This window comes from Streptomyces sp. NPDC087300 (genome assembly GCF_044744425.1).
Lineage (GTDB): Bacteria > Actinomycetota > Actinomycetes > Streptomycetales > Streptomycetaceae > Streptomyces.
In genome coordinates, this window is record NZ_JBIUYI010000002.1 from 364,358 (window position 1) to 377,261 (window position 12,904).

The 12,904-nt window shown below is 70.9% G+C and carries 12 protein-coding genes; 4 read left to right on the top strand and 8 right to left on the bottom strand.

Features of this window, described 5'->3' with window-relative positions; translation table 11 throughout:
* Positions 1-42: 42 nt before the first annotated feature.
* The 4 genes from ACIO9J_RS07275 to ACIO9J_RS07290 form a co-directional block, all read right to left on the bottom strand.
* Complete coding sequence (locus tag ACIO9J_RS07275; protein ID WP_401993933.1) at positions 43-2,127, bottom strand: SpoIIE family protein phosphatase; 2,085 nt, start codon at positions 2,125-2,127, stop codon at positions 43-45.
* Positions 2,128-2,189: 62 nt separating this feature from the next.
* Complete coding sequence (locus ACIO9J_RS07280; RefSeq protein ID WP_401993936.1) at positions 2,190-2,831, bottom strand: class I SAM-dependent methyltransferase; 642 nt, start codon at positions 2,829-2,831, stop codon at positions 2,190-2,192.
* 116 nt (positions 2,832-2,947) lie between these two features.
* The gene (locus tag ACIO9J_RS07285) at positions 2,948-3,631 is read right to left on the bottom strand and encodes a DUF402 domain-containing protein (protein ID WP_401993939.1); all 684 of its coding nucleotides are present in this window, start codon (positions 3,629-3,631) and stop codon (positions 2,948-2,950) included.
* Positions 3,632-3,663: 32 nt separating this feature from the next.
* Positions 3,664-5,076, bottom strand: a complete 1,413-nt coding sequence (locus ACIO9J_RS07290; protein WP_401993942.1) for a class II fumarate hydratase — start codon at positions 5,074-5,076, stop codon at positions 3,664-3,666.
* Between the two features lie 122 nt (positions 5,077-5,198).
* Between ACIO9J_RS07290 and ACIO9J_RS07295 the strand changes: the two genes are divergently transcribed.
* Positions 5,199-6,740, top strand: coding sequence for a ricin-type beta-trefoil lectin domain protein (locus ACIO9J_RS07295; RefSeq protein ID WP_401993945.1), 1,542 nt, complete (start codon positions 5,199-5,201; stop codon positions 6,738-6,740).
* 142 nt (positions 6,741-6,882) lie between these two features.
* Here the strand turns inward: ACIO9J_RS07295 and ACIO9J_RS07300 are convergent, their stop codons facing one another.
* Positions 6,883-8,559 (bottom strand): fumarate hydratase, encoded by a 1,677-nt coding sequence (locus tag ACIO9J_RS07300; protein ID WP_401993947.1) that lies wholly within the window; start codon positions 8,557-8,559, stop codon positions 6,883-6,885.
* 182 nt (positions 8,560-8,741) lie between these two features.
* On the opposite strand from ACIO9J_RS07300, the gene ACIO9J_RS07305 reads away from it, so the two are divergent.
* Both ACIO9J_RS07305 and ACIO9J_RS07310 read left to right on the top strand, forming a co-directional pair.
* Positions 8,742-9,431: a DUF1707 domain-containing protein gene (locus ACIO9J_RS07305; protein ID WP_401993950.1), complete on the top strand. Its 690-nt coding sequence runs from the start codon at positions 8,742-8,744 to the stop codon at positions 9,429-9,431.
* A gap of 125 nt (positions 9,432-9,556) precedes the next feature.
* Positions 9,557-9,931, top strand: a complete 375-nt coding sequence (locus ACIO9J_RS07310) for a WhiB family transcriptional regulator (RefSeq protein WP_401993952.1) — start codon at positions 9,557-9,559, stop codon at positions 9,929-9,931.
* A gap of 99 nt (positions 9,932-10,030) precedes the next feature.
* On the opposite strand, the gene glpX is transcribed toward ACIO9J_RS07310, so the two are convergent.
* Entirely contained in the window at positions 10,031-11,062 is a 1,032-nt protein-coding gene (gene glpX / locus ACIO9J_RS07315; protein WP_401993955.1) for a class II fructose-bisphosphatase, read from the bottom strand.
* A gap of 154 nt (positions 11,063-11,216) precedes the next feature.
* Here glpX and ACIO9J_RS07320 point away from each other — a divergent pair, with 154 nt between their 5' ends.
* On the top strand, positions 11,217-11,735 hold the full coding sequence (locus ACIO9J_RS07320; RefSeq protein WP_401993958.1) for a DUF4245 domain-containing protein: 519 nt from the start codon (positions 11,217-11,219) through the stop codon (positions 11,733-11,735).
* A gap of 78 nt (positions 11,736-11,813) precedes the next feature.
* On the opposite strand, the gene ACIO9J_RS07325 is transcribed toward ACIO9J_RS07320, so the two are convergent.
* Positions 11,814-12,404 carry a malonic semialdehyde reductase gene (locus ACIO9J_RS07325; protein ID WP_401993960.1) on the bottom strand — a complete coding sequence of 197 codons (591 nt, stop codon included), beginning with the start codon at positions 12,402-12,404 and terminating at the stop codon, positions 11,814-11,816.
* Positions 12,405-12,644: 240 nt separating this feature from the next.
* Positions 12,645-12,902, bottom strand: coding sequence for an exodeoxyribonuclease VII small subunit (locus ACIO9J_RS07330; RefSeq protein WP_401993963.1), 258 nt, complete (start codon positions 12,900-12,902; stop codon positions 12,645-12,647).
* Between the last annotated feature and the right edge of the window lie 2 nt (positions 12,903-12,904).

Sequence of the window (12,904 nt, forward strand, 5' to 3'; positions counted from 1 at the left end):
CCGACAGGCTGTCGGCAACATTTGGAGAACGTCGATTCCGGTTCAGGGCATCGGCTGGTTCCGGTTCAGTTCGAACCAGACCACCTTTCCGGTGCTCAGCCGCGTGGCACCCCACCGCCGGGCCATCTTGTTGACCAGGTAGAGGCCGCGCCCGCCCTCGTCCGTCGCCCGCGCCTGGCGCAGCCTGGGCAGCTGCGGCACGTCGTCGCCGACCTCGCAGCGCAGCACGTCGGTGCGGAGCAGACGCAGCGTGATCGGCCGCGACGCGTACCGCACGGCATTGGTGACGACCTCGCTGACCAGCAGCTCCACCGAGTCCGTCATGTCCTCGAGGCCCCAGCGCACCAGCGCGCTGCGGGCGAGCCTGCGGGCCCGGGACGGCGTCGCGTCCTCCGGTTCCAGGAACCAGTACGCGACGTCGCTGGGCGCGATGCCGTCGAAGCGGGCGGCGAGCAGCGCGATGTCGTCGTCCCGGTCGCCGGGGCCGAGCATGTCGAGCACCTCGTCGCAGAGGGCCTCCAGGGGTGGCGGGTGGTCCGGCCCCGTCAACTGGGCGGTGGCGGCGAGACGTTCACGCAACTGCTCTATGCCGGTCCACACGTCCCGGAGCCGGGACTCGACGAGCCCGTCCGTGTACAGGAGCAGCGTGGCGCCCGCGGGGGCGTCGAGCTCCACCGCCTCGAAGTCCACACCGCCCACACCGATCGGCGCCCCCGGCGGCACCCGGAGCACCTCGGCGCGGCCGCCCAGGTGCAGCAGGACGGGCGGCGGGTGTCCCGCGTTGGCGATGGTGATGCGGTGCGAGACCGGGTCGTACACCGCGTACAGGCAGGTCGCCATGCGGTCCGAGCCGAGCCGCTGGGCCTGCTCGTCCAGGTGGTGCAGGACCTCCTGGGGCGGCAGGTCGAGCCCGGCGAGGGTCTGCGCGGTCGTCCGCAGCTGGCCCATGATCGCCGCCGACGTCATGGAGTGCCCCATGACGTCGCCCACGACCAGGGCGACGCGGCTGCCGGGCAGCGGGATCGCGTCGTACCAGTCGCCGCCGACCCGGGCCGTCTCGGCGGCCGGCAGATAGCGCGAGGCGAGCCGGACCCCGGTGGGGCGCGGCAGCGTCTCGGGCAGCATCGTGCGCTGCAGCTCGTCGGCGATGTACGCCTCGCGGCCGTACAGGACGGCCTTGTCGATGCCGAGCGCGCTGTGCGTGGCCAGCTGCGCCGCGACGAGCAGGTCGTCCGCCTCGAAGGCGGCCCTGTCGGGGCGGCGCAGGAACACCGCGGCGCCGATCACCCGGCGCCTGCCCCGCAGCGGGGCCAGGATCGCCCGCTGCCCCGAGGGCACCGTGCGGCCCTCGCCGAGCAGCTCGGGCAGCGCCGCGCGGGCCGCCGCCGAGTCCGCGAAGACCGGGCGCACGCCCCGCAGCACCTCGGCGAGCGCGCCGCCGGGACGCACCTCGCACAGCTCCGCGGTGGACATCACCTCCGTGATGTCGGGCTGCACCACCTGGAGCGCGGGCATCGTGCCGCCGCTCTCGGTGTCCGGGTCCTCGGAGGTCTCGTCGATGGAGCGCAGCCGGTCGGTACGGCGCAGGCGCAGCACCAGCGGTCCGATGGGGCGCTCGTCGCCGACCGGGAGCGGGTCGCGCAGATAGACCAGGATCGCGTCGGAGAACGTCGGCACCGTGGCCCGGCACAGGCCCATCACGATCTCGTCGAGGTCGATGCCGCGGGCGATGCGCCGGGTGGCCGCGCCCACGTAGCGCAGCCGGTCGCCGTCGCGCCGCATCGCGGCGGGCCCGGTGCCGGGCGGCCTGGGCGCGCCGACGCGCCGCTCCTCGCCGTCCGGCGGGCCGGGCGCGGCGGGTGCCGGAAGGGCGGGGCCGCCCTCGGGCTCCGGGCGCGGCCGGTGCGGGTCGGGCTCGGCGGCGGAGGACTGGGAGTGCTCGTCACCTGACGTCATCGGGGCTCCCGAGGGCGCGTCGCCCGTGCGTGCCTGTGCCGGTAAGGCGGCGGTGCCCCCGCTCTCCGGCGTCTCGGGGGAACGCAGCAGCGCCCCGCGGGGATCCGCGGGGGCGGTCGTCCCGGCACCTGGTGCCTTGCGACCCTCGTGGGGGGTGAGGTGCTCCGTCACGCGTTTCGAATCCGTCCGTCCGGGGCTGCGCGCCGTGCGCGCCGTCCAGCGTTGCACGTTGCTCAGCCGCGTCGGCAGTGCAGAAAGACCTGGTGCTCGGGTGGTGCGTCGGTGCTCGCGGGGGCGTACGAGTACGTGTCCTCGCCGGTGATCTCGAAGCCCGCGTCCTGTACGACCCGCCGCAGTTCGTCCCGCAGGTAACCGGATACCCGGATCGTGTGCCCCAGGAACGGAATTGCCGAGTCGTCCAGATCGGCCTCGACCATGGACAGCTCCATCAGGCCGCCGGGACGCAGCAGCGAGTGCAGCCGCCGCAGCGCACCGGGGATCTCGGCGCGCGGCAGCATCAGCAGGGCGAAGAAGCACGCGACGGCGTCGAACGTGCCGACCCCGTCCGGGCCTTCGGCCCTGAGGTCGGCGATGTCCAGCAGCCGGAACTCCGCTGCCGGGACGTTCTTTCCCGCCAGTTCGAGCATGCCCGAAGAGATGTCCGTGCCGAGCACGGTGTGACCCGATCCGGCCAGCTGCAGAGCGGTCGGCAGACCCGTTCCGCAGCCCACGTCGAGGATCCGGGAGCCGGGCGCGAGCGCGTCGAGCAACCGGCGTCCCGCGGCCAACTGGCCCTCCTTGTGGGGGAAGGCGTCGTCGTAGTGCTGCCCGATGGCGTCAAAGGCCTCGGCCTGGCCCCTGCGGTCCTCGCTCACGTTCTGCCGCCCCTCGATGACTTCCTGTCAGGCACCGTGCAGACCCACCGAGTTACTGCTGTGCGCCCTTGCGGAGGACGATCCTACGTTTGAACCACGGGGGCGCATCAAGGGTCTCATGAGGACACATGCGCGGGCGTACGGTCCCAGTCATCCGGCAGCGGCGGTACGACCCAGGACGGATCGGGACGCCAGTGCTGCCAGCCGTCCGAAAAAGGTGCCCCCCAGGCGCCGATCACGTCAAGGGCGGCCCGGCCCGCCGCGCGGACGTCAGCGGCCTTTCCCGCGTCCAGCAGGCCCACCCGCAGGGCCTGCGCGAACTCGTCCTCGTCGTGCCAGCGCCAGCTGCGGTCGGGGCGCACGGAGATGTCCAGAAAGTGATCCTCGGAGTCCACGCCGCCATCCCAACGGGTGCGCGGCTCCTCGAGGTTCACGTACCAGTTCTTGAACGTCCAGTCCGGATCCCAGAACAGCCAGACCGACCACGGCTCGCCGGTCCGGGCGAGCTTGAGCACGCCGGTGCCGAACCAGCGGTCCCTGCGGACGGCGCGCGGCCTGGTGTAGCGGGTGGCGAGCGGCTCGCGGTGCACCGGGGTCCCGTCGGCGATCACCGGCTTCACCAGCTCGGTGCCCGGCGCCATCCACACGGCGAGCAGATCCTCGCTGTCCCGCACGACGGTGACGGGGCGACAGATGTGGAACCGGCGACCGGCGTTCTCCCGGTACCGCCACAGAATGTGCTCCCCGGGCGCCCACCGAGCCGCCCCACCCGTCGCCGTCTTCCCGTCGAGCTCTGTCATGAACAGATACTAGACGCCCGGGGAGCGCGGGCTCAGGGGTGTGTCATGCGCAGCACATCGAGCGCCTCGTCCAGCTGCTCAAGGGTGAGATCGCCCCGCTCGACGTACCCGGACTCCAGAACGACCTCACGGATCGTCCTGCGCTGGGCGAGGGACTTCTTCGCGACCTTCGCCGCCTCCTCGTACCCGATGTACTTGTTCAACGGCGTCACCACGGACGGCGACGACTCGGCGTACTCGCGGGCCCGCTCGCGGTCGGCGGTGATCCCGTCGACGGTCCGGTCGGCGAGCAGCCGCGACACGTTGGCCAGCAGCCTGATCGACTCCAGGACGTTCTTGGCGATGACGGGGAGCATCACGTTGAGCTCGAAGTTGCCCGCGGCGCCGGCCGCGGCGACCGTCGCGTCGTTCCCCGTGACCTGCGCGGCGACCATCAGCGCGGCCTCCGGGATCACCGGGTTCACCTTGCCGGGCATGATCGACGAACCGGGCTGGAGGTCCGGCAGGCTGATCTCGGCGAGACCCGTGCGCGGCCCCGACGCCATCCAGCGCAGATCGTTCGCGATCTTCGTCAGGCCGACGCCGATCGTCCGCAGCTGCCCGCTCGTCTCGACGATGCCGTCCCGCGCGCCCTGCGCCTCGAAGTGGTCGCGGGCCTCGGTCAGCGGCAGCCCGGTCGTCCGCGCGACCTCGGCGATCACGGCGGCGGAGAAGCCGGGCGGGGTGTTGATGCCGGTGCCCACGGCCGTGCCGCCGAGCGGCAGTTCGGCCAGGCGCGGCAGCGAGGCGCGCAGCCGCTCGACGCCGTAGCGCACCTGCGCCGCGTAGCCGCCGAACTCCTGGCCGAGGGTGACGGGCGTGGCGTCCATCAGGTGGGTGCGCCCGGACTTCACGACGTCCGAGAACTCCTCGGCCTTGCGCTCCAGGGCGGCGGCGAGGTGTTCGAGGGCGGGGATCAGGTCCCCGGTCACCGCGCCGGTCGCCGCGATGTGGATCGAGGAGGGGAACACGTCGTTCGACGACTGGGAGGCGTTGACGTGGTCGTTGGGGTGCACGTCGCGGCCGAGCCGCTCGGTGGCGAGCGTGGCCAGGACCTCGTTGGTGTTCATGTTGGACGAGGTGCCGGAGCCCGTCTGGAAGACGTCGACGGGGAACTGGTCGTCCCAGCGGCCCTCCGCGACCTCGCCCGCCGCGTCCGCGATGGCGTCGGCGACGTCCTCGTCGAGCACCCCGAGCCCCGCGTTGACCTTGGCGGCGGCTGCCTTGATCCGCGCGAGGGCGGCGATGTGCGCCCGCTCCAGGGTCTGCCCCGATACGGGGAAGTTCTCCACCGCGCGCTGGGTCTGCGCACGCCACTTGGCGTGCGCGGGAACCCGCACCTCACCCATGGAGTCGTGCTCGATCCGGAACTCGCCGGTGCGGTCGTCGCTGGCGTCGCTGGTCATGCTCTCGAACCTACCTCTCGTTCAAACCCCGTAAAAAGTTGAGCACTTGTCTTGTTCCAGGTATTCCCAAGCCTGCTACTGACCAGTAAAAACCCTGGGTAACACCGAACCGGGGAGGCGCAATGAAGCGCATCAGGCGCAGCGGACGGAGCCGGCTGCGATGTTCGTTCGCGGCAGCCGTCGCGATGACGGCCGTGCTCGGCACGGCGGCGGCCGTGCCCGCCCAGGCCGCACAGGACGACGGGACGAAGGTGGCGCCGAAGGCGACGCCGCTCCCGCCGGACCTGGAGAAGATCCGCGCGGACGAGGCCACCAAGCTCTACGGCAGTCCGGGCGAGCGCCCCATGGCCGACCGCAAGACCGGCCTGATCTCGCTCGGCGACAGCGAGATCTCGGGCGAGGGCGTCGGCACCTACGAACCCGGCACGAACGGCCCGGACAACTGGTGCCACCGCTCGCCGGACGCCGCGATCCACCGCACCGGCATCCCGGCCGACGTGACGTACAACGTCGCCTGCTCGGGGGCGCAGACCGCCAACATCAGGATCGGCGGCCAGAAACAGTACGCCGACGAGCTGGTGCAGAGCGACAACCTCGCGATCAAGGCCCGCAACACCAGGATCAAGACGGTGATGCTCGTCATCGGGGCAAACGACGACCTGGACTTCTCCGGGGTGATGACGGACTGCGTGACGCGCTACCTGCTCAGCCAGGGCGCGTGCGCGGGCAAGTACAACGACGGCTGGCAGGCGCGGGTCGACGGCCTGGTGCCCAAGGTCGAGCAGTCCATCCGCGACCTGAAGACCGTCATGAAGGACGCCGGCTACCAGGAGGGCGACTACAAGCTCGTCGCCATGGGGTACCCGAGCCCGATCGGCCCGGACTTCCGCGACAACCCCCAGTTCCCCGGCAAGCTGGCCTGCGGCGGACTCGGCTACGACTCCGACACCGAGTGGGGCCGCAACTACGCGGTGCCGACCTTCGAGACCGGCATGCGCAAGGCCGCCAAGAACGCGGGCGCGACGTACCTCGACAACTCCCGGCTCTTCCAGGGGCACGAGGTCTGCATGGAGGACACCTGGGCGCGCGGTCTCTACATCGACCTGTCCAACCCCTTCCCGCCGGACTCCAACTCGGTGCGCCAGTCCTTCCACCCGAACGCCCGCGGCCACGCGGCCTTCGCGTCCTGCCTGACCCAGATCTACAACTCGGGCCAGCGTGAGGGCAGTTGCGCGGACCCGGCGAGCACGGGCAGCCCGAAGCTGTACCCGGGCGCGTGGGACGACCTGTACAAGCCGCTGAAGAACGAGGCCACCGGCACCTGCGTGGACGTCGACGCCTCCAAGAGCCGCAACGGCACCAAGGTCCAGGGCTGGGACTGCACCGGCAACCGCAACCAGACCTGGTGGTACGACGGCGCCCAGCAGTCGCTGCACACCGGCCTGACCCAGGACCGGTGCCTGGACGTGCCCGACAGCGCGTACAAGGAGGGCGCCGCGGTCACCCTGTGGAACTGCCACGGCGGCGGCAACCAGAAGTTCGTGCGGGAGGCGGGCACGGTGCGTCCCGCCGCCGCCGGCGGGCTCTGTCTGACCCTCTCGGGGGCCAAGGAGCCGGTGCGGCTGCAGAAGTGTGACGGGTCCGCGGGCCAGCGGTTCGCCTGACGGTTCGTCATGCCCGCGGGTGCGTCGTGGCCGGGCGCGCCCACGCGGCGGAGCCGCACGTGTCAGGGCCCCGCGCCCTGAAGGGGCGCACCCGGCGCCGATCGCAGAAGGGCCCTCTCTCCGGAGAGGGCCCTTTTCCGTCCTACGCCTGGCCGGGCCCGCGCACCGGAATGTGCGTGAACGTCGGCTCCGGGGCCGGGTTCTGGAAGAAGTCGTTGCCCTTGTCGTCGACGACGATGAACGCGGGGAAGTCCTCCACCTCGATCTTCCAGACCGCCTCCATGCCGAGCTCCTCGTACTCGACGACCTCGACCTTCTTGATGCAGTCCTGCGCCAGGCGCGCCGCCGGGCCGCCGATCGAGCCCAGGTAGAAGCCGCCGTGCGCGTCGCACGCGTCGGTGACCTGCTTGCTCCGGTTGCCCTTGGCCAGCATCACCTTGGAGCCGCCCGCGGCCTGGAACTGCTCTACGTAGGAGTCCATCCGGCCCGCCGTCGTCGGCCCGAAGGAACCGGACGCGTAGCCCTCGGGGGTCTTCGCGGGACCGGCGTAGTAGACGGGGTGGTCCTTCAGGTACTGCGGCATCTCCTCGCCCGCGTCGAGCCGCTCCTTGATCTTGGCGTGCGCGATGTCGCGGGCCACGACGAGGGGGCCGGTCAGCGAGAGGCGGGTCTTCACCGGGTGCTTGGTGAGCTCGGCGAGGATGTCGTCCATCGGCTGGTTGAGGTCGATCTTCACGACGTCGGCCGACTCGTCCAGGTGGGAGTCCTCGGTCTCCGGCAGGAAGCGCGCCGGGTCCGTCTCCAGCTGCTCCAGGAAGACGCCCTCCGCGGTGATCTTCGCGGTGGCCTGGCGGTCGGCCGAGCAGGAGACGGCGATCGCGACGGGCAGCGAGGCGCCGTGCCGGGGCAGGCGCACCACGCGCACGTCGTGGCAGAAGTACTTGCCGCCGAACTGCGCGCCGATGCCGATCTTCTGGGTGAGCTCGAAGACCTTCTTCTCCAGCTCCTCGTCCCGGAAGCCGTGGCCGAGCGCCGAGCCCTCGGAGGGCAGCTCGTCCAGGTAGTGCGCGGAGGCGTACTTGGCGGTCTTCAGGGCGAACTCGGCGCTCGTGCCGCCCACGACGATCGCCAGGTGGTACGGCGGGCACGCGGCCGTGCCGAGCGAGCGGATCTTCTCCTCCAGGAACTTCATCATGGAGGCCTCGTTGAGGACGGCCTTCGTCTCCTGGTAGAGGAAGGACTTGTTCGCCGAGCCGCCGCCCTTGGCCATGAAGAGGAACTTGTAGGCGCCGCCGTCGGTCGCGTACAGCTCGATCTGGGCGGGGAGGTTGGAGCCGGTGTTCTTCTCCTCCCACATGGTCAGCGGGGCCATCTGGGAGTAGCGCAGGTTCAGCTTCGTGTACGCGTCGAAGATGCCCTTGGAGAGCGCCTTCTCGTCCTCACCTTCGGTGAGGACGTGCTGTCCGCGCTTGCCCATGACGATCGCGGTGCCGGTGTCCTGGCACATGGGGAGCACGCCCGCGGCCGCGATGTTCGCGTTCTTCAGCAGGTCGAGGGCCACGAACTTGTCGTTGCCCGACGCCTCCGGGTCGTCGACGATGCGCCGCAGCTGGGCCAGGTGCGCGGGCCGCAGGTAGTGCTGGATGTCGTGGATCGCCTCGGCGGCGAGCTTGCGCAGCGCCTCCGGGTCGACCTTGAGGAACGTCCGCCCGTCGGCCTCGAAGGTGGCGACACCCTCGGAGGTCACCAGCCGGTACGGGGTGGTGTCCTCTCCCAGCGGGAGCAGATCGGAGTACGCGAACTCAGGGCTGGGTGACATTACGGCCATTCCTCACTCGGCAGACAGCGGCGCGGCCTCCATTGGCGACGCGCCAACCAGCGTAGAGCGCGCGGTGCGGGCCGGGTTTGTGAGGTAAGGCTCAGTAAATCCGCGGCCCCTCGGTCTCCCGGGTTGTCCACAGGGGGTAGTCGCGATCTATCGCGTTTGGGTACGCTGCTGATGTGGACCTCGAAAAGCGCCCCTCGCAGCCCGCTCCCGCCGTGACCGACGAGCCGGGCTCGCTCCGTGCCTCCGACGCCGACCGGGACCACACGGCGGACATCCTCCGCGAGGCCCTGGCCGAGGGCCGCCTCACCGCCGAGGAGCACGCCGAGCGCATCGAGGGGGTCTACAGCGCGCGGACCATGGCCGAGCTGGAGCCCTGGGTCAGGGACCTGCCCGCGGCGCACGGCCGCGCGCCGGTGGGCAGCCACGCCCCCGCACCCGCCCCCGCCAGGCCGTCCCCGGGCGCCGTCCCGCCGGTCGCCGACGAGAACCTGGTGGCGGTGCTCAGCAGCAGCGTCCGCAAGGGCCGCTGGCGCGTGCCCCGCCGCACGCATGCGTACGCGATCTTCGGCAGTGTCGAGATCGACCTCAGCGAGGCGATCTTCGAGCAGCGCCAGGTGGTCATCAAGGCGGTCGCGATCTTCGGTTCCGTCGACGTCCGCGTCCCGGAGAACGTCTCGCTGCGCGGCAGCGGCACCGGCGTTCTTGGCAATTACGAGGTGGACACGCTCGACTCCGCCGACCAGGACGCCCCCGTCGTCTTCGTGGACGGCATGGCGATCCTCGGGAACATCGAGGCCCGGCCCAAGCGCGGCCGGATCGTCCGCGATCTGCACAAGCAGCTGCGCAAACACCTCGGACACTGACGGCGCACGGACCTCTGACGGCGGCTGAACTTCCGTACATCGGAACTCAGTGCATAGGCGCGCACACAGCGGGTAGAGCTTGCTGCATCGTCTCTCGCTCGCGAAGCCGTCGTCAGGAGTAGACCGTGCTGCAACCGTCGCATCAGTCCCCGCAGGTCGCCGCCGTACCGGCTCAGCGGGGGCCAGTGCGGGACCGGAACGATGACGCCCCATGGCACACCGAAGCCGTGTGCCGCCGAGACGAAGCCGGACTGTTCTTCGCCCCGTCCAAGGAACCGACCGCGGCCAGGCTCTCCCGCGAGGAGGCGGCGAAGCGCGTCTGCGCCCGCTGTCCCGTGATGGTCGAGTGCCGCGAACACGCCCTGCTCCAGCCCGAGCCGTACGGGGTGTGGGGCGGCCTGACCGCCGCCGAGCGCCGCGTGGTCCTGGCCCGCCGCCGGCGGCGCGACCTGGAGCTGAAGAAGGCCGCGCACACGGCGGGGATCGCCGCCGCGGGCTAGGGCCCGCACCGTTACCGCGCACGCCGAAGGGGGCGTCCCCCGCACGGGACGCCCCCTTCGGCGTGGGTGCGCTCGGCCGGCCGCGGCCGACGGCTCAGCTCACTTGGCGCGGTCGAAGTCGATCGCGCTGTACGCGCGCAGCTTCGACAGCCGGTGGTCGGAGTCGATCTTGCGGATCGTGCCCGACTTGGAGCGCATGACCAGCGAGGACGTCGACGCGGTCGCCGCGCGGTAGCGGACGCCCTGGAGCAGCTCGCCGTCGGTGATGCCGGTCGCCACGAAGAAGACGTTGTCCCCGCGGACCAGGTCGTCGGTGGAGAGCGTGCGGTCCAGGTCGTGGCCCGCGTCGATGGCGCGCTGGCGCTCGGCGTCGTCCTTGGGCCACAGCTTGCCCTGGATCACACCGCCGAGGCACTTGATCGCACAGGCCGAGATGATGCCCTCGGGGGTGCCGCCGATGCCCATCAGCAGGTCGACGCCGGTGCCCTCGCGCACGGCCATGACCGAGCCCGCGACGTCGCCGTCCGAGATGAACTTGATGCGGGCGCCGGTCTCGCGGATCTCCTTGACGATGCCCTCGTGCCGGGGGCGGTCCAGGATCATGACCGTGACGTCCTCGGGCGAGGAGTTCTTGGCCTTGGCGACGCGGCGGATGTTGACCGACGCGGGCGCGTTGATGTCGACGTAGTCCGCGGCCTCCGGTCCTGTGACCAGCTTGTCCATGTAGAAGACGGCCGACGGGTCGAACATGGCGCCGCGGTCGGCGGCGGCGAGCACGGCGATGGCGTTCGGCTGGCCCTTCGCGGTCAGCGTGGTGCCGTCGATCGGGTCGACGGCGATGTCGACCTCGGCGCCGGTGCCGTCGCCGATGCGCTCCCCGTTGAAGAGCATCGGGGCTTCGTCCTTCTCGCCCTCGCCGATGACGACGACGCCGTTCATCGAGACGGTGTGGACGAGGGTCCGCATGGCCCTGACAGCGGCGCCGTCCGCGCCGTTCTTGTCGCCGCGGCCGACCCAGCGGCCCGCGGCCATGGCGGCCGCCTCGGTGACCCGGACCAGCTCCAGGGCGAGGTTGCGGTCGGGAGCCTCGGGAGAAACCACGAGCTCGGAGGGGAGATGATGCTCGGTCATCGGAGCGCACCTTTCTGCTTGATACGACGACGGCCGGATGAGGGATTTGTGAATGACTCTATCCGCAGGCTGACAAAATGAGCAGAGGGCCCCACGCATGAGCGGACCGGGCACCGGGGGAAGGGCTGGATCCGGCGCCTGAGACCATGGGTGCGTGGCAGGCAGACAAGGCAACCAGACCGTCAAGAACATGCTGTGGTCGTTGGTGGTGATCGCTCTCGTCGCGGGCGTGATCTACATCTTCATCCCGCATGACGACTCCAAGAGCCCCGTCGAGCGGAAGGACTACCGCGTGGAACTCCTGACCGCTCGCCGCGCCGCGCCCTATCCGGTGGCGGCGCCCGAGGGGCTCTCCAGGGACTGGAAGGCCACGTCGGTGCGGTACAAGGGCGAGGAGCACAACAGCTGGCACCTCGGCTTCCTCGACCCGCAGGACGAGTACGTGGCGATCAAGCAGTCCACGGACAAGCCCTCGAAGTTCGTCGCGGACGTCACCAAGGAGGCCAAGCGCACCAAGGCCACCGAGGAGATCGGCGGCCAGGAGTGGCAGCGGTACAAGGGCGAGACGTACGACGCCCTGGTGCGCACCGAGAAGGGCGCCACGACGGTCGTCCTCGGCACCGCGCCCTTCGACCGGCTGACGAAGATGGCGGAGTCCCTGAAGACGTCCTGAACACCTGACGGCACCCGGGTACGGGTACACGAGAGGCCCCCGGCGGTTGCCGGGGGCCTCTCGTCGTACGCGGGTCGCTCAGACCGTCGTGACGACGTCCTCGTAGGACAGGCGCGGGGAGCGCGGGAACCAGGGGTTCTCGCCCGGCTTGCCGATGTTGACGACCATCAGCGGGGTGTGGTCGTCGTCCAGGAACTCCTTCTGGATGCCCGCGGCGTCGTAGCCGGTCATCGGGCCCGCGGCCAGGCCGGCGGCGCGCACGCCGATGATGAAGTACGCGGCCTGGAGGCCGGCGTTCAGCGACGCGGCCTGCTCGCGGACCGGGCGCTCGGCGAAGAAGGCGTCCTTGGCCTGCGGGAAGTGCGGGAACAGCGCCGGGAGCTCCTCGTGGAACTCGTTGTCGGCGGAGAGGATCGCGACGAGCGGCGCGGTGGAGGTCTTCGGCCGGTTGCCCTCGGCCATGTGCGCGACCAGGCGCTCGCGGGCCTCGGGGGAGCGGACCAGGGTGACGCGCAGCGGCGACTGGTTGAACGCGGTCGGGCCGTACTTGACCAGGTCGTAGATCGCCTGAACCTGCTCGTCGGAGACCGGCTCGTCGGTGAAGGTGTTCGCGGTGCGGGCCTCGCGGAAGAGCAGGTCCTGGGCGGCGGGGTCAAGGGCGAGAGACATGGATCTACCTTCTCGATACGTACGGGGCTGTCGGGCATGCCCGTTTCCGGGCTTGCGTCCACGACAATACGCCGTCACTGTTCAACTTTCAACAAAAGCCTGTGCTACGTGATCCGCTTCACAAGCGGCGGGCCGGAGAGGTGCCGCCGTGGAAGTCGGCGAGGTGCCGCCTCGGACGTCGGTGACGTGCCACCTCGGAGGTCAGTGACGTGCCACCTCGGAGGTCAGTGACGTGCCGCCTCAGGAATCGGCGTCGTCGTCCGGGTCGCCGTCGGCCGCCGGGGCCGCGAGGGCCGCGTCCAGGCGGGCGCGGGCGCCGTCCAGCCAGCGGCGGCAGACCTTCGACAGTTCCTCGCCGCGCTCCCACAGGGCCAGCGACTCCTCCAGGGTCGTGCCACCGGCCTCCAGGCGGCGCACCACCTCGATCAGTTCGTCCCGCGCCTGCTCGTAGCCGAGGGCGTCCGCCGGGCCCGCGGCCTCGTCCGTTGTGCTGGTCATGA

Coding starts and splice junctions, on each gene's coding strand:
- ACIO9J_RS07285 (WP_401993939.1), bottom strand. CDS start 3,631: ATGACAGAGCTCGACGGGAAGACGGCGACGGGTGGGGCGGCTCGGTGG.
- ACIO9J_RS07290 (WP_401993942.1), bottom strand. CDS start 5,076: ATGACCAGCGACGCCAGCGACGACCGCACCGGCGAGTTCCGGATCGAG.
- ACIO9J_RS07295 (WP_401993945.1), top strand. CDS start 5,199: ATGAAGCGCATCAGGCGCAGCGGACGGAGCCGGCTGCGATGTTCGTTC.
- ACIO9J_RS07300 (WP_401993947.1), bottom strand. CDS start 8,559: ATGTCACCCAGCCCTGAGTTCGCGTACTCCGATCTGCTCCCGCTGGGA.
- glpX (WP_401993955.1), bottom strand. CDS start 11,062: ATGACCGAGCATCATCTCCCCTCCGAGCTCGTGGTTTCTCCCGAGGCT.
- ACIO9J_RS07325 (WP_401993960.1), bottom strand. CDS start 12,404: ATGTCTCTCGCCCTTGACCCCGCCGCCCAGGACCTGCTCTTCCGCGAG.
- ACIO9J_RS07330 (WP_401993963.1), bottom strand. CDS start 12,902: ATGACCAGCACAACGGACGAGGCCGCGGGCCCGGCGGACGCCCTCGGC.